Here is a 21,922-nt window from a genome sequence, read left to right as displayed (position 1 = left end):
TTAGGTTCATCCGCCTACTGAGTGCCCAGGGCGTTGGGAGTTGATGTTGAGGATTCAAACGACAGGAATAACGCTGCTGATAACGTGCGGTTATTTGTGGTTTTTGATGGGTATTGCATGGGCCCCTAGCAATAAAATTTATCAGCAAGCACTGGTTGTGTTGCTCTGGTTGCCCTGCCTGTTGGCGATGGTGATCTTTCGCAAGCACCTGCTGGACATTTGGCGAAAAAGTCGGCTGTTCTGCTCGTGTTTAGTTCTCTTCTTGGTGTGGGCTGCGTTGAGCGCTATGTGGACTGGCGCCGAGGAACCATCCAGAGAACTGAAACGCGTTTTTTATGTGGCGCTATTTCTTGTTTCTCTGGCGTTGTTGGGCGCTGAGGAGCCTCGACGGATCTGGCGGGGGCTATCGTTAGGCTTTGTAGGCTTGGCCCTTGCTTGTCTTGTCAGTATTTACCTCTTCTATGTTCGCGACATGCATTCTCTCAGCGCTCGGCTTGAGGGTATCGGTCAAGTGGGGCATCCGATTCTCGGCGCATACGTGATGGCGTTGGTAGTGATTTGGGGGACACGATTCAAGCCTTCTGGTTTCTGGCCATGCTTTATATGGGGGGCATTGATGCTATTCGCTTTGGCGTTTGTTTTGCTGGGGCAGAGCCGCGGGGCAATACTGGCGTTGATAGTTGGTGTGTTTTCCTTGCTTTTGCTTCGTGGTGGCCGTGCTGTGTGGCTCGGTAGTGCGGCGATAGTGCTTGTTTGCTTGGTAGGCTATGAGCTGTTTGCACCGCTCATCCTTGCGCGCGGCCTGTCGTACCGTCCGGAAATTTTGCAGGCGAGTCTCGACATGTTCTTGCAAAACCCTTTTCTCGGATTAGGCATTGGCACCGATTATCGCGTTGTGACATTTAACTACCCCGAGGGGTTCGACCACACGCACAATGGCTTCACCCATGTCGCCGTTGAGCTGGGATTACCTGGTGTGGCCTTGTGGATCAGTCTGTGGTTAAGCGCATTGCATATCGCTTGGCAACATCGCTTTTCTGCCGAGGGACGGCTGGTGTTCGGAACGCTGGTTGTCTCGTTGGCGGCGCTTCAGTTTGATGCGGCCAGTCTATGGGGGACCCCGAGGGCTGAGTGGTTTGTAATCTGGCTTCCGCTGGCGCTAACGCTTGCCCTCGTTGCACAACCGCACAGTGATAAACTGCGGCCCGTCTGTATTGAAGCGAGTTGATTGATGAGTGATGTGAAAGATGACGCGGCCCAGCCGAGTAGCCTGAAAGTCTACTTTCGATTGCTGGGGTACGTAAAACCGTACATTGGTATGTTTTTGATCAGTATTGTTGGTTTTCTGATCTTCGCTTCAACTCAGCCAATGCTTGGTTACATCCTCAAGTTCTTTGTGGATGGCCTGGGTGACCCTAATGTTGGGCTTTTTTCCGGCGTACCTTGGATGCAAGAGCATGCGCCCTGGCTCGCCCAGCTCAAACTGCTTCAGGCAGTCCCGCTGCTTATTGTACTAATCGCTCTTTGGCAGGGAATTGGCTCATTTCTCGGAAACTTTTACTTGGCCAAAGTTTCCATGGGCTTGGTTCAGGATTTGCGCATCGCGTTATTCAACAACCTGCTAACGCTGCCGAATCGATATTTTGATAGCCACAACTCAGGTCACCTGATTTCCAGGCTCACTTACAACGTCACCATGGTCACGGGCGCCGCTACAGATGCGATCAAGGTGGTGGTGCGTGAGGGGATGACGGTCGTCTTTCTTTTCGCAACGTTGCTGTGGATGAATTGGAAGCTCACCCTGGTGATGGTCGCGATACTGCCTGTTATTGGTTTAATGGTTTCCAGTACGAGTAAGAAATTTCGTAAACAAAGTAAAAAGATTCAAGTGGCAATGGGCGATGTTACCCATGTTGCGTCTGAAACAATTCAGGGTTATCGGGTTGTGCGTAGCTTTGGTGGCGAGGGCTATGAACAGCAACGCTTCCAAACAGCCAGCGAAGATAATCGTCTTAAACAATTGAAGATGGTTAAAACAGGCGCTATCTACACCCCGAGTCTTCAACTGGTAATTTATAGCGCCATGGCTGTTTTGATGTTTCTGGTGCTGTTGCTGCGTGGAGAGGCCAGCCCAGGTGATTTAGTGGCTTACATCACGCTGGCTGGATTGCTGCCCAAGCCAATTCGTCAGCTTTCAGAGGTTAGTTCGACTATCCAAAAAGGTGTCGCGGGGGCTGAGAGTATTTTTGAGCAGTTAGATGAACAACCTGAAGTTGACTTGGGCACCAAGGAGCGCGAACGGGTTACAGGTCGTTTGCAAGTCAGCAATCTCAGCTTTCAGTATCCGACCAGTGAAAAACCCGTCCTCGATAACATATCTTTTGTCGCCGAGCCTGGGCAGATGGTGGCGTTGGTTGGGCGTTCAGGCAGTGGCAAATCTACGCTGGCGAGCCTGATTCCGCGTTTTTATCACCACGAGCATGGCCAGATTCTGCTTGATGACCTGGATGTCCAAGATTACACACTGCGCAACCTGCGACGTCACATCGCCTTGGTGACCCAGCATGTGACGCTGTTCAATGACTCTGTGCGCAACAACATCGCCTATGGTGACTTGATCGATGCACCCTTGGATGCCGTCAAGCGTGCCGCTGAAGACGCTTACGCGGCTGAGTTCATCGAAAAAATGCCGCAGGGATACGACACGCTGGTGGGCGAAAATGGTGTATTGCTCTCAGGTGGTCAGCGTCAGCGTCTGGCAATAGCGCGGGCGCTGCTCAAAGACGCACCATTGCTGATTCTTGATGAAGCCACCTCTGCGCTGGACACTGAGTCCGAGCGGCATATTCAGGCTGCGTTGGACAAGGTAGTTGAGGGGCGCACCACCATCGTGATTGCCCATCGGTTAAGCACAATCGAAAAGGCCGATCTGATTCTGGTCATGGACCAGGGGCAGATTGTCGAGCGTGGAACTCACAGCGAGTTGCTAGCGTTGAACGGTTATTACGCGCGACTGCATGCCCGGGACTTTGCCGAGGATGCTGACCTAGGCCTGGACCTGGACCCGAGCGCCTGATGCTCAGTCATTTGCGCGCCTGGCGCGAGCGTGGCTGGACGGTCATCGAGGCATCTGAGTACACCGCTGCCTGGCAACGGTTCGGCGGCAGTGTGGCCACCCATCCTCAGGTAGTGGAGCGCTTGGCGGGCTTGGCGGGGGTGCCTGTTCGCTATCTTGGCTGGTTTGCCGATGGTGATCTGCTGGCGGCGATTCCGACTTGGGGGCGGCATCTGGCACTATCCAAGGATGTGCTCAAACAGCAGGGTAAACGCGGTCTGTTCGACCTTGGCAATGCGGAATTGATTCTTCCGGCAGCGCCGTCAGCCAATGTCTCGCTGCGTCATCGCGGTCGCTATATCTCAATGCTCAATGCCGGTTCGATCAGCACCCTGCGTGAGCAGCCCGAGGGGCTGGCCTTGGCGCGCGAGCCTGAGGAATACAGCAAGAAATTCCGCTACAACCAGCGCCGCGAGCAGCGGTTACTGGAAGAGGCCGGCGGGGTGATTCGGCCGATGCTGGAGCTTTCTGCTGCCGAGCAGGCGGTAATTTATGCTGATCTGTTTCAGCTTCGCTGGGGTTTTGAAGCCACCGGTAAGGCGCATTTGGCCGAGGTATTCAGCCTGATGCGCGACTTTATGACCGGCTCACTGATTTACCTGAACGACCAGCCAGTGGCGATTCAAGTGCTGTACCGTGTCGAGGCGCCGCAGTGGGTCAGTCTGGAATACATCAACGGCGGGGTTGATCCGCAAAATCGCGAGTTCAGCCCTGGCAGCGTGCTGAGCTTTATCAATACGCAGACCGCCTGGAGTGAAGCTCGCGCGCTGGGCAAGCCGTTGCGCTATTCCTTCGGCCGGGCTGACCGCGAATATAAAGACCGCTGGTGCAACCGCGTCGCGGTTTATCAGGTTTGATCATGTCGGTTCGTAAACAGATCCTGCTCAAGCGCCATCGCCGGCAAAAGCGCATCGCGTTGCTGTTGGCCCTTGCTGGGTTGGCGCTCGTCGGCGTACTGGTCGCCTGGTGGTGGGTGCCGGTCCTCCTATTGCTCGGCTGGGTCGCCCATGAGGCTTGGTTTGCCGATCACCTGTTCTATTCGCCCAGCGATGACTACAGCTACGCCTTTGCCGAGCCGACCCGTACCGTTAATGGTCGCATTGATGCCGGTTACGTGAGGCTGGAAGGCGAAGTGGCGGCGGCAGATACCCTGATTCTGCAGGTTCAGATAAACGCCAATTGGCTGGGGCGTTGGTTCGATCCTTATGTGCTGATTGGCAATGACCGTCAGGACTTTGAGCGGGGCGTGAAGGGGCGGCGCTACCTGAATCTGTCTGGTCAGGGCGAATTATTGGCGCAGGGCAAGTTGTCGCTGCGTGGCCGGTTTTGCCGCCTGGATCCGCATGTCACGCTCCATGCGCAGCTCAATCCGGACTACGCCGAGCAGCGTTTGATGATTGTCGCGCCGCACGCCGACGACGCCGAACTGGCCGCGTTTGGCCTATACAGCCGGGCGCGTGAGGTCAGCATCCTGACCCTCACGCAGGGCGAAATTGAAGCTGAGTCCTACCAAAAACTGGGGCTGGAGCAAGCGGCTGCTGCGCAGCTCAAGGGTCGTTTGCGCGCCTGGGACAGCCTGGCGGTACCGCTGTGGGGCGGTGTGCCGCAAAGCCAGTGCCTGCAGCTTGGCTACTACTGCCTGCAGTTGCCGGCGATGCAGGCGCAGCCTGAGCAAGCGTTTGGTTCGCGGGAGTCCGGCGAAACGGATATTCGTAGCTTGCGTGCGAACAATGCTTTGTCGCTGCCCGGTGATGCCGATGGTGTGCCCAGTTGGCGCAATCTGCTGGCTGATCTGGTGGCTGCGCTTGAGCACTACCAGCCCGAGGTTGTCGTCACCCCGCACCCGCAATTGGACCCGCACAGCGACCATGTTGCCAGCACCCAAGCGCTGTTAGAAGCGATTGAGCTTAGTAGCTGGAAGCCGAAAACGCTGCTGCTGTACGCCAACCACCTGCACGATAACGACCGCTGGCCGATGGGGCCGGCGGGTTTTGGCATCGCGTTGCCGCCGGCCATTGAGGCGCTACCGGCTGATGGGCTGTGGAGCCCTTGCCTGGATGCCGCGCAACAACTGGATAAAGCCATGGCGCTGGCCATGCAGCACGATTTACAAGGCCCGTTGCCGCTTAAGCGGCGTATCCGCCGCTGGATTCAGCATGTGTTGGTTGGGCGGCGCTGGCCCGCTACCGGTGCAGACGAATTCTTCCGCAAGGCGGTGCGCCGCCATGAACTGTTCTGGGTGCGCACGCTCGGCGGTTAGCCAGCGCAGTGGCCTGCCAATGTTATGATCCCCGGCAATCTGTTCTGCCGTTTCTGGAGTGTTTATGAAAGTGTCCATGCCGCGTTTCGACCAGGCCGCCGTTCTGGTGGCGGGCGATGTCATGCTCGATCGTTATTGGCATGGCGGCACTTCGCGGATTTCGCCTGAAGCGCCGGTGCCCGTGGTCAAGGTCGAGCAGATCGAAGACCGTCCGGGCGGCGCGGCCAACGTCGCGCTTAACATCGCCGCCCTCGGCGCACCGGCCACCTTGATCGGCGTGACCGGTGAAGATGAAGCCGCCGCAAGCCTGCGCAACAGCCTACAGGCGGTTGGCGTAAAGACCTTCTTCCAGACGATCAAAGACCAGCCGACCATCGTCAAATTGCGCGTGATGAGCCGTCATCAGCAGTTGCTGCGCATGGACTTCGAAGAGCCGTTCCGCACCGACTGCGCCGCCTTGGCTGCGAGCGTGGAAGCGCAACTAGACGGCATCAAAGTGCTGATTCTCTCGGATTACGGCAAAGGCGCGCTGCAGAACCATCAGGCATTGGTGCAACTGGCGCGCAGCAAAGGCATAGCCGTGCTGGCCGATCCCAAGGGTAAAGACTTCTCCATCTACCGTGGCGCCAGCCTGATCACGCCGAACCTGCACGAGTTCGAAACCATCGTCGGCCATTGCCGTGATGAGGCCGAGCTGGTGGCCAAGGGCGCCGCCCTGATGGCGGAGCTGGAACTGGGCGCATTGCTGGTGACCCGTGGCGAACACGGCATGACCTTGTTGCGCCCAGAGCACCCGGCGTTGCACCTGCCGGCGCGTGCCCGTGAAGTGTTCGATGTGACCGGTGCTGGCGATACGGTGATTTCCACCCTGGCGGCCAGCTTGGCGGCGGGTGAAGATCTACCAAATGCCGTCGCTTTAGCCAATCTGGCTGCCGGTATCGTGGTCGGTAAGCTGGGTACTGCGGCGATCAGCGCACCGGAGCTGCGCCGCGCGATCCAGCGTGATGCCGGCTCCGAGCGCGGTGTGCTGAGCCTTGATCAACTGCTGCTGGCCATCGAAGACGCCCGCGCCCATGGCGAGAAGATTGTCTTCACCAATGGCTGCTTCGACATCCTGCATGCTGGCCATGTGACCTATCTGGAACAGGCGCGCGCGCAAGGCGATCGTCTGGTGCTGGCGGTCAATGACGACGCCTCGGTCAGCCGCCTGAAAGGCCCGGGTCGGCCGATCAACGCTGTGGACCGCCGCATGGCCGTGTTGGCCGGTCTTGGCGCCGTGGACTGGGTGGTGAGCTTCACTGAAGACACCCCGGAAAACCTGCTGCGCGCGGTCAAGCCGGATGTGCTGGTCAAGGGCGGTGACTACGGCATCGAGGGCGTAGTAGGTGGCGATATCGTCCGCGCCTACGGCGGTGAAGTGCGCGTGCTGGGGTTGGTGGAAAACAGTTCCACCACCGCCATCGTCGAGAAGATCCGCAGCAAGTAACCCACCACACTGACTGGCTGCTTTGCCAGTCAAGCGCGTCGGCGCGGTCATAGGCGCTTGCCCTGACCGCGCGCATGATCCGTGGCATCCCCCGTATGGAGAGATGCCATGAGTTCCGACGTACAGGGCCGTGCCCTGGCAGTGCTGAATCGAGTCGCCCAGGCTGACTGGCCGGACCGTTTGAAGCTGCGTAAACCCTTCGAGAAACTGATCTACACCGGCAGCCGAGCGAGCTTTCGCGCGGCGGCGCAGCGTGCGGGCAAAGTCGCCAAATTGCCGCGCCCGGCTGACCCCGATGCCTTGTTTGATCTGTCCTTGTCTGATGAGCAGCAGATGCTGGTGGAGATGCTCGAAGCCTTCGCCAGTGAAGTGCTGCGCCCGCTCGCCCACGATGCCGATGAACAGGCGGCGCTGCCTGCGGCGTTGCTCAACCAGGCGCATGAGCTGGGGTTGACGCATTACGCGGTGAGTGAGGCGCAGGGCGGCATGGCCGGCGAGCGCACCACACTGAGTAATGCGCTGATTGCCGAAGCGTTGGGCAAGGGCGATTTATCCTTGGCGGCTGCATTGCTGGTGCCGTTGTCGGCGGCCAACTGCATCCGCCGATGGGGCAATGCTGCGCAGCAGGCGCGTTGGCTGCCGGCCTTTGTCGGTGAGGAGCCTGCGCCGGTGATGGCCATTGCGGTCAATGAACCGACGCCGTTGTTTGACCCGCAGAAGCTGGCGACTCGAGCGCGTAAGCGTGGCAAGCATTACGTCCTTAGCGGTGAGAAGTGCCTGGTGTTGCGTGGAATGGATGCCAGCCAGCTGATCATCGCGGCGCAGGCGGCGGACGGTCCGGCGCTGTTTATCGTCGAGGCGGGCGCCAAAGGTCTGCAGCGCAGCCCGCAACCGGCCATGGGCCTGAAGGCTGGCAGCACGGCGCGCGTGCGGCTCAATGGCGTGAAGGTGCCGGTTGAGGCGCGACTGGCCGCTGAGCATTTCAACTACCAGAGTTTTCTCGATTATGCCGGGTTGGCGTGGTGCGCCCTGGCCGTGGGCACAGCGCAGGCGGCGCTGGATTATGTGGTGCCGTATTGCAACGAGCGCGTGGCCTTCGGCGAACCGATCAGCCATCGCCAGGGTGTGGCCTTTACGGTCGCCGATATGGCCGTGGAACTCGATGCCATGCGCCTGATGGTCTGGCGCGCGTGTTCGCGCGCCGAGCAGGGTTTGCCGTTCCGGCGCGAAGCCTACCTGGCGCGCCTGCTGTGCAGCGAAAAGGCCATGAAGATCGGCACCGACGCCGTGCAGTTGCTCGGCGGTCACGGCTTTACCAAAGAACATCCAGCCGAGCGCTGGTACCGCGACTTGCGTGCGCTGGCGATTATGGCCGGCGGTCTCCAGCTCTAAGGGCGCATCACCATGAACTTAGAAACCCCCAAGAAATTCCGTGGCTTGGTCAATCAGGCCCATCAGGTGGCGGAGAATTACTTCCGGCCGATTTCACGTAAATACGACAAGGCCGAGCACGCCTATCCCAAGGAGCTGGACCTGCTCGCGGCCCTGCTCGATGGCATGAACGCTGGATCGCCGGACGCCATCGGTGCCACCTCAGCGAGCAAGCGTGGTGCGGCCCGCGAGCAGCAGGAAGGCATCAAGAATGGCGGCAATCTGTCGGCGCTGCTCGGGGTGATGGAGCTGTGCTGGGGCGATGTCGGCCTGCTGCTGGCCATGCCGCGCCAGGGCTTGGGCAACGCCGCGATTGCGGCGGTGGCCAATGATGAGCAGCTGGCGCGTTTCGGCGGTACCTGGGCGGCTATGGCGATTACCGAGCCGGGCTGCGGGTCGGACTCGGCGGCGATCCGCACCACGGCGATCAAGGATGGCGATCACTACGTGCTCAACGGCGAGAAGATCTACGTCACCTCTGGCGAGCGTGCCGATGCCGTGGTGGTGTGGGCCACCCTGGACAAGAGCCTCGGCCGTGCAGCGATCAAGTCCTTCGTGGTGGAGCACGGCACGCCGGGGATGAGCGTGACACGGCTGGAAAAGAAGCTCGGCATCAAGGCCTCGGACACCGCCGCGATCAGCTTCAGCGATTGTCGGGTGCCGGCCGCCAACCTGCTCGGTAACCCGGAAATCGACGTCCAGAAGGGCTTTGCCGGGGTGATGGAAACCTTCGACAACACCCGGCCGCTGGTCGCTGGTATGGCGGTGGGCGTGGCCAAGGCCTCGCTGGACCGCACCCGCGAACTGCTGAGGAAAGTCTGCAAGCTTGATTACCGCACGCCGCTGCTCAGTGTCAGCCACGCCGAGGCGACGCTGTATCGCCTGGAAGCCGAATGGGAAGCCGCACGCCTGTTGACGATGAAAGCCGCCTGGATGGCCGACAATAAACTGCCCAACTCCAAGGAGGCCTCCATCGCCAAGGCCAAGGCCGGGCGAGTGGCCAACGAGGTGACGTTGAAATGCGTCGAACTGGCTGGCGCTTTGGGGTACGGCGAGGATGAGCTGCTGGAGAAGTGGGCGCGCGACTCGAAGATTCTCGACATCTTTGAAGGCACCCAGCAGATCCAACTGCTTATCGTCGCCAGGCGCTTGCTGGGCAAGAGCTCCAGCGAATTGAAGTAGTTATTCACGTGGGCTGGGTGAATCCAGCCCACTTACCTGAAATCCCTTTTTGCCCTGCTTAGGCGGGGCTTTTTTGTGTCTGCGCCAGCCAATCTTTCCAGCGAATCCGCTCTTCGTGCACCAGCCAGCCATCCTGTGGCGCAAAGCTTTCGGCCAGCCACAGACCGCGAGTGCTGGCGGGTGAAAGCTGGCCTTGCTTCAGGGTCAGCAGCTCGGCAGTTGGCCGGCCCTGATCCAGCGGAATCAGAAACAAGTCTGGGCGTGAGCGGTTGAGGCGGGCGATCAGTTGGCCGTCTTCCAGGTGTTCGTCGACATGCAGCAGGCTGAGTTGACGTGTTTCCTTGGGCAAATCCAGGCGCAGGTCGTAGACCAGCTGCAGCGAAGCGGTTGGCAGGTGCACATAGGCACGCGGGCGTTCGAGCAGCTTGAGGTTGCCGCATTGCACTGGGCGCGCGGCGCCGGACAGCGGGCTAAGGCTGAAGTGAGCGGTTTCCCGGTAACGCAAGCTGCTCTGGTAGGGCGTGGGCAGCCAGGTGTCGCCAAAGCGCCCGCTTAGCCAGCCTTCCGGGGTTTCCAGTAGGCATTCTTCGGCCACTTCCTGAATCGCGGTGAGCAGCGGCAGGTTGAGCTCATGGGCCGGCACGTAGCCGGAGATCAGCTTGAGCACCACATCGCCGCGATCCGCGCGACGCTGGCGCACCAGTACCCAGTATTCGCGGCCCTGCCAGCTGAGGGTCAGGCGCACCGAAACGCCGAGGTTGGCCAGTTCCACGGCAAAGCGTTGGCTGTCGGCCACAACTACAGGTTTGCGCTTTTCCAGCATCTGGCTGAAGTTCAGCGGCATGCCCAGGCCCTGGTAACTCAGGCCTTCTGGGCTGGCTTCGACAAACAGTTGCAGGGTCTTGAAGCTGCTGGGGTCTTTGCGGATCAGGGTGCGCGGCATTGCAACTCCTCGCGGGCATGGGCATGGCCTGAGAGCTTGGCACAGATCGTCGGGTGAGATCCGTCAGGCAATATCCTGAATTACAGCGGCGGCCGTAGCGACGTTATGCGCCAGGTGTTGCGGGTTGATGGTGCCGAAAATCGCGCTGCAGGCGGCCGGGTGGCTGAAGATCAGCTTGAAACTGGCGCGCACCGGGTCGACACCTGGGGCTAGGCAGGCGTGCCCGCTGGCCAGGGCTTTCTTGATCAGAATGCCTTTGCCGTGCAGTTCGGCGTAGTCGAGCACGGCCTGCTCGCCTTGCTCATTAAGGTTGTAGGTGACCATCGCGCAGTCACCGTGTTCCAGCGCCAGCAGGCCGCCTTCAACGGTTTTGCCGGATAGGCCGAAGCCGCGGATCTTGCCCTCGCGTTTAAGCTCAGCCAGCGTCTCGTACACACCGCTGTCACGCAGAATCGCCACATCGTTGCCGTCGGAATGCACCAGTACCAGGTCGATAAAGTCGGTTTCCAGGCGCTTCAGGCTGCGCTCCACCGAGAAGCGCGTGTGCGCAGGGCTGAAGTCGAAGTGCGACTGGCCGTTGTCGAATTCTTCGCCGACCTTGCTGACAATCACCCACTGCTGACGCTGGCCACGCAGCAGCGGGCCGAGGCGGGATTCGCTGGTGCCGTAGGCCGGTGCGGTGTCGATCAGGTTGATGCCCAGGTCATGGGCCTGGGCCAGCAACTCGCGGGCGGCGGCGTCATCGGGGATGGTGAAACCGTTGGGGTATTTCACCCCCTGATCACGGCCCAGTTTGACCGTGCCCAGGCCCAGCGGTGAAACCAGCAGCTCGGTGGCGCCCAATGGGCGATGCAGATTGTGCAGGCTGTGCAGTGGATGCATCAGAACAGTTCCTCCCAGGCGGGTGGGGCGACGCTCGGTCGCGGCAGCGCGGGCAGTGGCGCATGTGTGGTCGGCTGAACGCCGTCACGGCTCAGCGCCGCCAGCACGCGGTCGGCAAAGTCTGGGGCTAACGCCAGCTTAGTTGGCCAGCCCACCAGCAGTTTGCCTTGCTCGTGGAGAAAGGCGTTGTCCGGGCGTACCAGGCCGGACTGCGCCGGCTCGGCGCGATCCACTCGCAGCGTGGCCCATTGCGCGGCGGATAGATCGACCCAGGGCAGCAGCTCGCTCAGCTCTTTTTTCGCCACCTGGATCTGCGCAGCTTCGTCGCGAGCCACGCCATCGGCTTCGGCCAGATCGCCACCCAAGTACCAGACCCACTGGCCATCGGCCGCCGGGTGGGTGGTGATGGTCACGCGCGGCTTCGGTCCACCGCCCAGGCAGTGGGCGTAAAGCGGTTTCAACGTTGGACCTTTGACCAAGACCATATGCAGCGGGCGCAGTTGCTGTGCGGGCTGGCTGAGACCGAGGGTGCTGAGCAGCTGGGCATTGCCACGGCCGGCACTGAGAATGATGCGCTGTGCGCGAATCTCACGGCCATCGATGATCAGGCCGACCAGCTCGCCGTTTTCCCGCAGCGGTTTGATGTGCTCGGCTGCCAGCAAACCATCGCCGGCCAGTTCACCGAGGCGGCTGATCAGGCTCGGCACATCCAGCACCAGTTCGGCCAGGCGGTAGACCTTGCCCTTGAATTTGGGGTGTTGCAGCGCCGGTGGCAGGTGCTCGCCCTTGACCTGATCGACTCGGCCGCGCACGGCTTTGCTGGCAAAGAAACTGGTGATGTTGCCAGCCAGGCTGCCGGGGGACCACAGGTAGTGGGCATCGGAGAGCAGACGCACGCCAGTCAGGTCCAGCTCGCCATTACCCGCCAGGGCTTCGCGCCAGCGCCGTGGCATATCGGCGATGGCTTCGGAGGCGCCGGTCAGCGCGCCATGCAGGGCGTATTTGGCACCACCGTGAATGATGCCCTGGGATTTCACGCTCTGGCCGCCACCGAGGCGGGCGTTGTCCACCAGCAGGGTGGCGAAGCCCTGGCGGCGCAGGCGCGCATTCAGCCAAAGGCCGGCAATGCCGCCTCCCACGATCAAAACATCAGTGCTCAATGCCTGTGACATGCAGGTGTCTCACCGGGAAAACAGGCGCGCAGTATAACCCGGCTGCGCTAGCGCCTTACCTCGGAACCTGCTCAACGTCTCGCGAGCTAGAGCCATGTAAGGCAAAAACAGGCGAGGAAGCGGAGTTTACTGGTGTAAATGAGCATTCCGATACGCCGCGTCCCGGCCTGTTTTTAACGCCGCAGGGCCGAAGCGCAGCAGGCGTTGGGCAGGTTCTCAGTGGCCGACACTCTGCGAGAACAACTGAATCACCACCACGCCGGCGACGATCAGGCCCATGCCGAGCATGGCCGGCAGGTCCAGCCGTTGTTGGTAGAGAAACACCGCCGCGATGCTCACCAGCACGATACCCATGCCCGCCCACACCGCATAGGCGACGCCGACCGGGATGGTTTTCACCACCAGGCTGAGCATCCAGAACGAGATGGCGTAGCCGACCACGACCAGCAGCAGGGGCAGGGGTTTGTTGAAACCATCCAGGGCCTTCATCGAGGTGGTGGCGATGACTTCTGCGGTGATGGCAATAGCGAGGTAGAGATAGCCGCCCATGATGTGGCCTCCATAGTGATCTGGCGGCCATTCTAGTGACCTGGCGGATGGGATAAAGTGATTACCTATCCGCTATGGAGATGGGTTATGCAGTGGAACCTGGAGCAGATTCGCCTGTTTGTCAGCGTTGCGGATGGCCAGTCGTTCTCCGCCGTGGGTCGGCAAATGCAGCGCGCACAATCGGCGGTGAGCAATGCGATTGCGTTGCTGGAGGCCGACCTCGGCGTGCGTCTTTTCGAGCGCAGCAGCGGCCGCCAACCACGCCTGACCGATGCCGGCGTGGCTCTGCTGGAAGAGGCGCGTGAGGTGTTGCGCCAGTGCCAGCGTTTGGAAGGGCGCGCGCTGGGCCTGGTGCGCGGTGAGGAGGTGTGTTTGCGTCTGGCGCAGGATGAGGCGATGCCTTATCAGCCGGTGCTCGACAGTCTTGAGGCGCTGGCGCAGCACTTTCCGCTGCTGGAGGTGCAGTTGGCCAGTGGTGCGCAAGGGGATGTGGCGCGCAAGCTGCTGGAGAACCGCGCCGACCTCGGCTTGTTGTTCCATCACGAACACATGCCCGATGCGCTGGAACGTCAGCGGCTGGGTACCATCGAAATGGTCACCGTGTGCGGGGCCGGGCACGCACTGGCGGTTGTGGCGCATGTTGATCGGCGTGAGCTGGCCCGCCATCGGCAACTGCTGATGACCCCGCAAGACAGTCACTATCCGGGCGGTGAGCAAATCAGCCCGTCGGTGTGGCGCACCGACAGTTTCTACACCATGGCCGAACTGCTGATGCGTAACCTGGGCTGGGCCTGGCTGCCGCGCCATGTGGTGCAGTACCCGACTTATCAGAGCCAACTGGTGGAGCTGAGCAGCGACTGGACGCCGCCACCGCTGGTGGTCGAGCTGGTCTGTCGCCGCGATCAGGCATTGGGCCCCGCGGCCTTGTGGTTGGCCGAGTGCTTTGCTCGGCATCTGCAGGCCACGGCGTGAGCCGGGCCCGCGCCTGGCTCGACGATAGTGGCCAAAGTGCATAAGCTGCGCGCCATGAATAGAAGCCTCTACACCCTGTTGTTTCATCTTGGTCTGCCGCTGGTGGCCGGGCGTCTGGCGTGGCGTGCCTGGCAGGCGCCGGCCTATGCCAAACGCATCGGCGAACGCTTGGCTTTTGGTTTGCCGCCACTCAAGCCGGGCGGTATCTGGCTGCATGCCGTATCGGTGGGCGAGAGCATCGCCGCCGCGCCGCTGGTGCGTGAACTGCTGGCGCGCTACCCACAGCTGCCGATCACCATCACCTGCATGACACCGACCGGTTCGGAGCGTATTCAGGCGATGTTTGGCGGTGCGGAATACGCGGGTCGTGTGCAGCATTGCTACCTGCCGTATGACCTGCCCTGGGCGGCAGCACGTTTTCTCGATCAGGTGCAGCCACGGTTGGCAGTGATTATGGAAACCGAGCTGTGGCCCAACCATATTCACCAGTGCGCCAAACGCGGTATTCCCGTTGCGCTGGCCAACGGGCGGCTGTCCGAGCGTTCGGCCCGTGGTTATGCGCGTTTTGCCAACCTCACCGCGCCGATGCTTGCCGAGCTGAATCTGCTGGCGGTGCAGACAGCGCTGGAAGCCGAACGCTTTCGCAGCCTGGGCGCGCGCGCTGAGTGCGTCGAGGTCACCGGTTCGATCAAGTTTGATCTGACGATTGACCCAGAGCTGCTTACCCGCGCTGCGGTCTTGCGTGAGCAATGGCAGGCCACGCACCGCCCGGTGTGGATCGCCGCGAGCACCCATGCCGGTGAAGACGAGATCGTTCTTGCCGCCCACCGTGAGCTGCTCAAGCAGACCCCTGATGCTCTGCTGATTTTGGTGCCGCGCCATCCCGAGCGTTTCAATGCGGTGTTCGAGTTGTGCCAGCGGCAAGGCTTTAACACGCGGCGCCGCTCCACTGGCGAAGCGCTGCTGGCGAGCGATCAGGTGCTGCTCGGCGACACCATGGGCGAGCTGCTGTTTCTCTACGCCTTGGCCGATATCGCCTTTGTCGGCGGCAGCCTGGTGGCCAATGGCGGGCATAACCTGCTGGAGCCGGCGGCGCTGGGCAAGCCGGTGCTGAGCGGCCCGCACCTGTTCAACTTTCTGGAGATAGCCGCGCAGTTGCGTGCGGCCGGAGCGTTGGGCGAGGTGTCGGATGCGGACGGTTTGGCGCAGCGGGTTGCACAGCTATGGCTCGAACCGGCGACCGCAGAGGCCATGCGGACTGCTGGGCAGGCCGTTATGCGGGCTAACCAAGGTGCCCTGGCACGGCTGTTGACGGGTTTGGCACGGCTGCTGAAGGTCGAGTCGCCATAGCGATTGATTACTCACTTGGTCCCGTAACGGCTTACGCCATAAAAAAGCCCGCTGAATTCAGCGGGCTTTTTGGTTGCGGAGCACTCAGTACTGCGAGTTGCCACGCAGCTGGGCTTCGGCGGCCTTGGCCAGGTCCGGCGGCAGGAAGTCTTCGTCCGGGTTGTAATCGGATTTCAGGTACTGCTCCAGGGCGTTCAGGTCGTCTGGGCTGAGAGTGCCGGCAGCCTGTTTCAGGCGCAGGTTGTTAAGGATGTAGTCATAGCGCGCGTTGTTGTAGTTACGCACCGAGCTGTACAGCTCGCGCTGAGCGTCGAGCACGTCGACGATGTTGCGCGTGCCGACCTGGTAGCCGATTTCAGTGGCTTCCAGGGCGCTCTGGTTGGAGATGATCGACTGCTTGCGCGCCTGCACGGTTTCCACGTCGGTGTTCACCGCGCGGTGCAGGTTGCGGGTGTTCTGCACCACCTGGCGACGCAGGCTTTCACGCAGCTGTTCGGTCTGGTTCAGGCGCTGGTAGGACTCGCGCACTTGGGAACTGGTCAGGCCGCCGCTGTACAGCGGGATGTTCAGTTGCAGGCCAATCGAGCGCTGCTCAACATCGCCGCTGAACCGGTTGACGCTGGCGGCGTTGTTGCTGAAACCGAGGCTGTCGTTATCGCCCTTCTGGTAGCTGGCCACGGCATCCAGGGTCGGCGCATGGCCCGACTTGCGCTGGCGCAGGGTCTCTTCTGCCGCGTCAACGGCGTAGTTACTGGCTTGCAGGTTGAGGTTCTGCGCGGCAGCGGTGTCGACCCAGGCTTTTGCGTCATTGGGCGTCGGCGCGAGGATTGGCAGGCTGTGCTCGATGCCTTCCAGCGCGCTGAAATCGCGATTGGTCAGGGTGGTCAGGGCCTGGAAGGCATCTTCCACCTGACGCAGCGCGATGATGCGGTTGGCGCGGGCGGTGTCGAAACCGGCCTGGGCTTCCAGCACGTCGGTCTTGTCCGACAGGCCGACATCAAAGCGCTCGTTGGCTTGGTCCAGCTGGCGCTTGAAGGCGGCTTCTTCGGCTTTGGTCGATGCCAGGTTGTCCTGCGCACGCAGTACCGCGAAGTAGGCTTCAGCACTCTGCAGAATCAGGTTCTGCTCGGTGGCCGACAGCTCCAGCACCGCTTGTTCGTTGCTGGCTTTGGCCGCTTGCAACTGGAACCAGCGATCCGCACGGAACAGCGGCTGGCTCAGGTTGGCTTGGTACACGGTGCCGCTACGCGAGCTGGTGGTGCTCGGTGAATCGACCTGGGTGCGGGTGTCGCTCAGGTTGGCACCAGCAGACAAATTAGGCAGCAGGCCGGCGCGGGCCTGGGGCACCACTTCGCTGCGGGCTTCGTAATCGGCGCGTGCAGCAGCCAGATCGGCGTTGTTGGCGGCGGCTTCCTGGTAGACCGTGACCAGGTCAGTTTTGGTGGACAGCGGGGCTTGTTCAGCCCAGGCCATTGCGTTGGACGCGGCGGCCACGGCGATAGCCAGAGAGAGTCTGCGCAACATTAGGGAAATCCTGAATTTGGCGGTAATCGACAAGGCTAAGGGGCCGTGCCTAGTAGGGTCAAGGGCAGTTATGGCGGCTGTAGTGTAGTTTGCAACAAGCTATGTTGCCTGGGTGCAACAATCCGTCGGTGAATGGGTGCTCGTCATGATCCGACGCGCGGGTCATGAATATTTGACTCCTGGGTTGGTTTTATTAGCTGGGGTTGATTAGACTGGCCGCGTTCTTGTCGGGGTGCCCCAATTGAGGGGCTGAGATTGGCAGCTGCCGGATCCCGTTGAACCTGATCAGGTTAAGGCCTGCGTAGGGAACAAGATGCGCTCGCCATTCCCCTGTCGAGCCTCTGGCACCGCCTCAGGTGCGCCTCAACGCCGCTCATCCGTCCAGGTTCGCTCCGACATATAGCCCTGGAGAGCCGCCGATGAGCACACAAGAAAAAAACCTCAATCCGATCCTGAGTGAATCCGCCCAGGTCGACCAGCAGTCGATCCAACCGTTTCCGCGTTCGCAGAAAGTCTATGTGCAGGGCTCGCGCCCGGACATCTTGGTGCCTATGCGCGAGATCAGCCTGGACGTGACACCCACTGACTTCGGCGGCGAGATCAATGCACCGGTGATGGTGTATGACACCTCCGGCCCGTACACCGACCCCAAGGTCATCATCGACGTGCGCAAAGGCCTGGGCGATGTGCGTTCGCCGTGGATTGAGGCGCGCGGCGACACCGAACGCCTGCCTGGCCTGAGCTCCAACTTCGGCCAGCAGCGCCTGGCCGATGCCGAACTGACCAAGCTGCGTTTCGCCCACGTCAACAACCCGCGCCGTGCCAAGGCTGGCGCCAACGTCAGCCAGATGCATTACGCGCGCAAAGGCATCATCACCGCCGAGATGGAATACGTCGCCATCCGCGAGAATATGAAGCTGGAAGTGGCACGCGAAGCAGGCTTGCTCGCTCAGCAGCACCCCGGCCACAGCTTCGGCGCCAGCGTGCCGAAAATCATCACCCCCGAATTCGTGCGTGAAGAGATTGCCCGCGGTCGCGCGATCATCCCAGCCAACATCAACCACACCGAGCTGGAACCGATGATCATCGGCCGTAACTTCCTAGTGAAGATCAACGGCAATATCGGCAACTCGGCGCTCGGCTCTTCCATCGAAGAGGAAGTGGCCAAGCTGACCTGGGGCATTCGCTGGGGTTCGGACACCGTCATGGACCTGTCGACCGGCAAGCACATTCACGAAACCCGCGAGTGGATCATCCGTAACTCGCCAGTGCCGATCGGTACCGTACCGATCTACCAAGCCCTGGAAAAAGTCGGCGGCGCGGCCGAAGAGCTGACCTGGGAATTGTTCCGCGACACCCTGATCGAGCAGGCCGAGCAGGGCGTGGACTACTTCACCATCCACGCCGGCGTGTTGCTGCGCTACGTGCCGATGACTGCCAAGCGCGTCACCGGCATCGTTTCGCGCGGTGGTTCGATCATGGCCAAGTGGTGCCTGGCGCACCATAAAGAGAACTTCCTCTACACCCACTTCGAAGACATCTGCGAAATCATGAAGGCCTACGACGTCAGCTTCTCGCTGGGCGATGGCCTGCGTCCGGGTTCGATTGCCGACGCCAACGACGAGGCGCAGTTCGGCGAGCTGGAGACCCTCGGCGAACTTACCAAGATCGCCTGGAAGCACGACGTACAGACCATGATCGAAGGCCCTGGCCACGTGCCGATGCAGCTGATCAAAGAAAACATGGACAAGCAGCTCGAATGCTGTAACGAGGCGCCGTTCTACACCCTCGGCCCGCTGACCACCGACATCGCGCCAGGTTACGACCACATCACCAGCGGCATCGGTGCGGCGATGATCGGCTGGTTTGGTTGCGCCATGCTCTGCTACGTCACACCCAAGGAACACCTGGGCCTGCCGAACAAGGATGACGTGAAGACCGGCATCATCACTTACAAGATTGCCGCCCATGCTGCGGACTTGGCCAAAGGCCATCCGGGCGCGCAGATTCGCGACAACGCACTGTCCAAGGCGCGCTTCGAATTCCGCTGGGAGGACCAGTTCAACCTCGGTCTCGACCCCGACACCGCGCGCTCGTATCACGATGAAACACTGCCCAAGGACTCGGCCAAGGTCGCGCATTTCTGTTCGATGTGCGGGCCGAAGTTCTGCTCAATGAAGATCACCCAGGAGGTGCGGGTCTACGCCGAAGAGCAGCGTATCGCCGCGCTGGAACTGGATGAGGCCGAGCTGGGCATGCAGGCCAAGGCCGCCGAGTTCAAATCCCAAGGCAGTGAGCTGTACCACAAGGTCTAAGACCTCGAGTCGGCTTGATCGAACACCACCCACGGCATGCGTACCCTGGGTGGTTTTTAATTTTCTGAGGTGGCTATTACCGTGAGCACAACCCACACCTATTCCCCACACCAGAGTGTGGCCAGCGACCAGCGCGTGCTGGGTGCGCGGGACATGTTCTCCCTGTGGTTCTCCCTCGGCATTGGCCTGATGGTCTTGCAGCTGGGTGCTTTACTGGCGCCCGGGCTGGGCATGAGTGGCGCACTGCTGGCAATTGCCTGCGGCACAGCCGTGGGTGTGCTGTTGCTCGGGGCGGTTGCGGTGATCGGTAGCGATACCGGTCGTTCGAGTATGGCCGCCCTGAAGCTTAGCCTGGGTAGCAAAGGTGCATTGCTGCCGGCCTTACTGAATGTGCTGCAATTGATTGGCTGGGGCGCCTTCGAGATCATTGTGATGCGTGACGCCGCGGGCGTGCTGGCCGAGCGTGCGTTCGGTGCTGGCTCCGCGTGGAGTAACCCGCTGATCTGGACGCTGTTCTTTGGCGCGCTGGCGACCCTGTTGGCAGTCACTGGGCCGCTGACCTTTGTGCGCAAGGTGTTGCGTAAATGGGGCATCTGGCTGCTGCTGGGTGCCTGTCTGTGGCTCACCTGGAATCTGTTCGACAAGGCGGATCTGGCAAGCCTCTGGGCACGTGCAGGGGACGGTTCGATGCCATTTGCCCTGGGTTTTGACATCGCCATTGCCATGCCGCTGTCGTGGTTGCCGCTGATTGCCGACTACTCGCGCTTCGGCCGCAGCGCTGCGCGGGTGTTTGGCGGCACTGCGCTGGGGTTCTTCCTCGGTAATGTCTGGTTGATGAGCCTGGGCGTGGCTTACACCCTGGCCTTTGCTACTGGGGCTGAGGCCAATGCGTTGCTGTTGGCGCTGGCGGGTGCCGGTTTGGGTATTCCGCTGCTGCTGATTTTGCTGGATGAATCGGAAAACGCTTTCGCGGACATCCATTCGGCGGCGGTATCGGCCGGCATTGCGTTGCCGCTTCGGGTTGGGCAGTTGGCCCTGGCTATTGGCGTGCTGTGCACCCTGATCGCCTGGCTGGCACCGCTGGCCGAGTATCAGAATTTCCTGCTGCTGATCGGTTCAGTTTTTGCGCCGCTGTTTGGCGTGGTATTGGTTGACCACTTTATCCTGCGCCGTCGGCGTGCCGAGCTGGCCCCCGTTTGCAGCTTGCGCGTGGATACCTTGCTGGCGTGGGGCTGTGGTGCAGTGGTCTATCACCTGCTCAGCCATTTCTGGCCGCAAATAGGTGCCACCCTGCCAGCGTTCTTGCTGGCTGCGGGGCTGCAGTTACTGCTGGGGCAGCTGAGCCGTAAGCGCGCGGTGGCGATCCGTTGAAGCAGTGGGCGGTCGTCATGCTCACGGTATAAAACCAAGCCTGTTAGCCGAACGGTCGTGGTGACAGCTTGTCAGTGCTCAGTGGTCAACGTGTAAGCTGTGGCGAACACGCTGACCGTTCAGGTCAGCCGCTGCGAAACGTTGTACGGAGTGTTGGAGTCCGCAATGAATGCTCAAGAGGATGTGCAAGTGCTGGAGCGTGAGGCCTGCTTTAGCGGCTTCTACAAGCTCGATCGGCTGCGTTTGCGCCATCGCCAGTTTGCCGGTGATATGGGCCCGGAACTGAGCCGTGAATTGTTCGTGCGCCACGATGCCGTGTGTGTACTGCCCTATGACCCGCAGCGTGATTGTGTGGTGTTGATTGAGCAATTTCGTGTGGGGGCGCTGGATAAAAGTGCCAATCCCTGGCTGCTGGAGTTGGTCGCCGGATTGATCGACAAGGACGAAGAACCTGAAGAGGTTGCACGCCGCGAGGCGATTGAGGAGGCCAATTTAACGCTGACCTCGCTATGGCCGATCACCCAGTATTATCCCTCGCCCGGTGGTTCGGATGAGCGTGTGCATCTGTTTATTGGCCGCTGTGACAGCAATGGTGCCGGTGGCGTGCACGGGCTGGCGGAAGAAGGTGAAGACATTCGTGTGCACGTCTGGCCGCTGGAAGATGCCCTGGATGCATTGAAGGATGGTCGCATCGATAATGCCGCCAGCATCATCGCCCTGCAATGGCTGGCGCTGAACCGCGCGGAAGTGCGAGGGCTGTGGTCATGAACTTGCTGCGCGAGCGCTATCGGGTCGACCTGGTCGAGCTGCAGACTGCTTGCGAACTCAACTATGTGCGCCTGCTGCAGTTGTTGCCGGACATGCGAAATGATGCGCGTGGGCGTCAGCACGTTCGCCGTGTGGCCCTCAGCCAGGGCGAGCACCTGCTCGGCGTGTTGGCCCTGGAGGTGCTGGAAACCTGTCCGTACACCTCAACCATCGAGGTGCGTCAGGAACACAGTCTGTCCTGGCTGCCGGTGCCGCGACTGGAAGTGCGGGTCTACCACGATGCGCGCATGGCCGAGGTGGTGGGCACGCAAAGTGCTCGGCGCTTCCACGGCATCTATCCCTATCCCAATGCAGCCATGCACCAGCCGGATGAGAAGACTCAGCTCAACCTGTTTCTCGGTGAGTGGCTGAGCCATTGCCTGGCCTGCGGTCACGAACTGGCACCCGTGCGTTAGGTTTTTCCACGCTCAGCCGATAATCAGTCGCAGGCGCATTATTCTGATACGCGCTAGCCTAAGGGTGGGTATTGGATTTACAGCGGACGTTCTGTGATCTATTCCCCTTTCGCGGGTTTACCGCTCGCAGGGCTAGCCAGCATAATT

18 protein-coding genes and 1 riboswitch are annotated in these 21,922 nt (G+C 60.9%); of the genes, 13 read left to right on the top strand and 5 right to left on the bottom strand.

Annotation, left to right across the window (positions count from 1 at the left end; genetic code table 11):
• The first annotated feature begins 43 nt into the window (after nt 1-43).
• The 7 genes from ALTER154_RS06235 to ALTER154_RS06205 all read left to right on the top strand — a co-directional run bounded on the left by ALTER154_RS06235 (nt 44) and on the right by ALTER154_RS06205 (nt 9,474).
• Nucleotides 44-1,228, top strand: coding sequence for an O-antigen ligase (locus tag ALTER154_RS06235; RefSeq protein WP_160085694.1), 1,185 nt, complete (start codon nt 44-46; stop codon nt 1,226-1,228).
• Nucleotides 1,229-1,231: 3 nt separating this feature from the next.
• Nucleotides 1,232-3,076: a lipid A export permease/ATP-binding protein MsbA gene (msbA, locus tag ALTER154_RS06230; RefSeq protein WP_160085693.1), complete on the top strand. Its 1,845-nt coding sequence runs from the start codon at nt 1,232-1,234 to the stop codon at nt 3,074-3,076.
• Nucleotides 3,076-3,972, top strand: coding sequence for a GNAT family N-acetyltransferase (locus tag ALTER154_RS06225; protein ID WP_160085692.1), 897 nt, complete (start codon nt 3,076-3,078; stop codon nt 3,970-3,972). Before msbA ends, ALTER154_RS06225 begins: the two co-directional genes overlap by 1 nt.
• Before the next feature lie 2 nt (nt 3,973-3,974).
• A complete protein-coding gene (locus tag ALTER154_RS06220; RefSeq protein ID WP_160085691.1) occupies nt 3,975-5,375 on the top strand; it encodes a PIG-L deacetylase family protein in 1,401 nt (466 codons plus the stop codon).
• A gap of 64 nt (nt 5,376-5,439) precedes the next feature.
• Nucleotides 5,440-6,861: a bifunctional D-glycero-beta-D-manno-heptose-7-phosphate kinase/D-glycero-beta-D-manno-heptose 1-phosphate adenylyltransferase HldE gene (gene hldE, locus ALTER154_RS06215; RefSeq protein ID WP_160085690.1), complete on the top strand. Its 1,422-nt coding sequence runs from the start codon at nt 5,440-5,442 to the stop codon at nt 6,859-6,861.
• Between the two features lie 108 nt (nt 6,862-6,969).
• Complete coding sequence (locus ALTER154_RS06210; RefSeq protein WP_160085689.1) at nt 6,970-8,253, top strand: acyl-CoA dehydrogenase family protein; 1,284 nt, start codon at nt 6,970-6,972, stop codon at nt 8,251-8,253.
• 12 nt (nt 8,254-8,265) lie between these two features.
• Nucleotides 8,266-9,474: an acyl-CoA dehydrogenase family protein gene (locus ALTER154_RS06205; protein WP_160085688.1), complete on the top strand. Its 1,209-nt coding sequence runs from the start codon at nt 8,266-8,268 to the stop codon at nt 9,472-9,474.
• 58 nt (nt 9,475-9,532) lie between these two features.
• Here the strand turns inward: ALTER154_RS06205 and ALTER154_RS06200 are convergent, their stop codons facing one another.
• The 4 genes from ALTER154_RS06200 to ALTER154_RS06185 all read right to left on the bottom strand — a co-directional run bounded on the left by ALTER154_RS06200 (nt 9,533) and on the right by ALTER154_RS06185 (nt 13,020).
• Nucleotides 9,533-10,417 (bottom strand): metal ABC transporter ATPase, encoded by an 885-nt coding sequence (locus ALTER154_RS06200; protein ID WP_160085687.1) that lies wholly within the window; start codon nt 10,415-10,417, stop codon nt 9,533-9,535.
• 63 nt (nt 10,418-10,480) lie between these two features.
• A complete protein-coding gene (locus ALTER154_RS06195) occupies nt 10,481-11,299 on the bottom strand; it encodes an aldo/keto reductase (RefSeq protein ID WP_160085686.1) in 819 nt (272 codons plus the stop codon).
• Nucleotides 11,299-12,471: an FAD-binding oxidoreductase gene (locus tag ALTER154_RS06190; protein ID WP_160085685.1), complete on the bottom strand. Its 1,173-nt coding sequence runs from the start codon at nt 12,469-12,471 to the stop codon at nt 11,299-11,301. The genes ALTER154_RS06195 and ALTER154_RS06190 overlap by 1 nt, the downstream gene beginning before the upstream one ends.
• A gap of 216 nt (nt 12,472-12,687) precedes the next feature.
• Nucleotides 12,688-13,020, bottom strand: a complete 333-nt coding sequence (locus tag ALTER154_RS06185) for a multidrug efflux SMR transporter (protein ID WP_160085684.1) — start codon at nt 13,018-13,020, stop codon at nt 12,688-12,690.
• Between the two features lie 87 nt (nt 13,021-13,107).
• On the opposite strand from ALTER154_RS06185, the gene ALTER154_RS06180 reads away from it, so the two are divergent.
• Both ALTER154_RS06180 and waaA read left to right on the top strand, forming a co-directional pair.
• The gene (locus tag ALTER154_RS06180) at nt 13,108-13,992 is read left to right on the top strand and encodes a LysR family transcriptional regulator (RefSeq protein WP_160085683.1); all 885 of its coding nucleotides are present in this window, start codon (nt 13,108-13,110) and stop codon (nt 13,990-13,992) included.
• Between the two features lie 54 nt (nt 13,993-14,046).
• Complete coding sequence (gene waaA / locus ALTER154_RS06175; protein ID WP_160085682.1) at nt 14,047-15,342, top strand: lipid IV(A) 3-deoxy-D-manno-octulosonic acid transferase; 1,296 nt, start codon at nt 14,047-14,049, stop codon at nt 15,340-15,342.
• Between the two features lie 84 nt (nt 15,343-15,426).
• Here waaA and ALTER154_RS06170 read toward each other — a convergent pair whose 3' ends face one another.
• Complete coding sequence (locus ALTER154_RS06170; RefSeq protein ID WP_160085681.1) at nt 15,427-16,866, bottom strand: TolC family outer membrane protein; 1,440 nt, start codon at nt 16,864-16,866, stop codon at nt 15,427-15,429.
• 218 nt (nt 16,867-17,084) lie between these two features.
• Nucleotides 17,085-17,191: riboswitch (TPP riboswitch) on the top strand.
• A 94-nt stretch (nt 17,192-17,285) separates the two neighbouring features.
• Here ALTER154_RS06170 and thiC point away from each other — a divergent pair.
• The 4 genes from thiC to ALTER154_RS06150 all read left to right on the top strand — a co-directional run bounded on the left by thiC (nt 17,286) and on the right by ALTER154_RS06150 (nt 21,775).
• On the top strand, nt 17,286-19,181 hold the full coding sequence (gene thiC / locus ALTER154_RS06165) for a phosphomethylpyrimidine synthase ThiC (protein WP_160085680.1): 1,896 nt from the start codon (nt 17,286-17,288) through the stop codon (nt 19,179-19,181).
• An 81-nt stretch (nt 19,182-19,262) separates the two neighbouring features.
• Nucleotides 19,263-20,552: a putative hydroxymethylpyrimidine transporter CytX gene (gene cytX / locus ALTER154_RS06160; RefSeq protein WP_372239917.1), complete on the top strand. Its 1,290-nt coding sequence runs from the start codon at nt 19,263-19,265 to the stop codon at nt 20,550-20,552.
• A 165-nt stretch (nt 20,553-20,717) separates the two neighbouring features.
• A complete protein-coding gene (locus ALTER154_RS06155; protein WP_160085679.1) occupies nt 20,718-21,320 on the top strand; it encodes an NUDIX domain-containing protein in 603 nt (200 codons plus the stop codon).
• Nucleotides 21,311-21,775 carry a DUF1249 domain-containing protein gene (locus ALTER154_RS06150; RefSeq protein WP_090249747.1) on the top strand — a complete coding sequence of 155 codons (465 nt, stop codon included), beginning with the start codon at nt 21,311-21,313 and terminating at the stop codon, nt 21,773-21,775. The genes ALTER154_RS06155 and ALTER154_RS06150 overlap by 10 nt, the downstream gene beginning before the upstream one ends.
• Nucleotides 21,776-21,922 lie beyond the last annotated feature (147 nt).

Source organism: Pseudomonas sp. 9AZ, from assembly GCF_902506525.1.
Lineage (GTDB): Bacteria > Pseudomonadota > Gammaproteobacteria > Pseudomonadales > Pseudomonadaceae > Aquipseudomonas > Aquipseudomonas peli.
This window is presented reverse-complemented; position numbering and strand designations above follow the sequence as displayed.

Coding starts and splice junctions, on each gene's coding strand:
- ALTER154_RS06235 (WP_160085694.1), top strand. CDS start 44: ATGTTGAGGATTCAAACGACAGGAATAACGCTGCTGATAACGTGCGGT.
- msbA (WP_160085693.1), top strand. CDS start 1,232: ATGAGTGATGTGAAAGATGACGCGGCCCAGCCGAGTAGCCTGAAAGTC.
- ALTER154_RS06225 (WP_160085692.1), top strand. CDS start 3,076: ATGCTCAGTCATTTGCGCGCCTGGCGCGAGCGTGGCTGGACGGTCATC.
- ALTER154_RS06220 (WP_160085691.1), top strand. CDS start 3,975: ATGTCGGTTCGTAAACAGATCCTGCTCAAGCGCCATCGCCGGCAAAAG.
- hldE (WP_160085690.1), top strand. CDS start 5,440: ATGAAAGTGTCCATGCCGCGTTTCGACCAGGCCGCCGTTCTGGTGGCG.
- ALTER154_RS06210 (WP_160085689.1), top strand. CDS start 6,970: ATGAGTTCCGACGTACAGGGCCGTGCCCTGGCAGTGCTGAATCGAGTC.
- ALTER154_RS06205 (WP_160085688.1), top strand. CDS start 8,266: ATGAACTTAGAAACCCCCAAGAAATTCCGTGGCTTGGTCAATCAGGCC.
- ALTER154_RS06200 (WP_160085687.1), bottom strand. CDS start 10,417: ATGCCGCGCACCCTGATCCGCAAAGACCCCAGCAGCTTCAAGACCCTG.
- ALTER154_RS06195 (WP_160085686.1), bottom strand. CDS start 11,299: ATGCATCCACTGCACAGCCTGCACAATCTGCATCGCCCATTGGGCGCC.
- ALTER154_RS06190 (WP_160085685.1), bottom strand. CDS start 12,471: ATGTCACAGGCATTGAGCACTGATGTTTTGATCGTGGGAGGCGGCATT.
- ALTER154_RS06185 (WP_160085684.1), bottom strand. CDS start 13,020: ATGGGCGGCTATCTCTACCTCGCTATTGCCATCACCGCAGAAGTCATC.
- ALTER154_RS06180 (WP_160085683.1), top strand. CDS start 13,108: ATGCAGTGGAACCTGGAGCAGATTCGCCTGTTTGTCAGCGTTGCGGAT.
- waaA (WP_160085682.1), top strand. CDS start 14,047: ATGAATAGAAGCCTCTACACCCTGTTGTTTCATCTTGGTCTGCCGCTG.
- ALTER154_RS06170 (WP_160085681.1), bottom strand. CDS start 16,866: ATGTTGCGCAGACTCTCTCTGGCTATCGCCGTGGCCGCCGCGTCCAAC.
- thiC (WP_160085680.1), top strand. CDS start 17,286: ATGAGCACACAAGAAAAAAACCTCAATCCGATCCTGAGTGAATCCGCC.
- ALTER154_RS06155 (WP_160085679.1), top strand. CDS start 20,718: ATGAATGCTCAAGAGGATGTGCAAGTGCTGGAGCGTGAGGCCTGCTTT.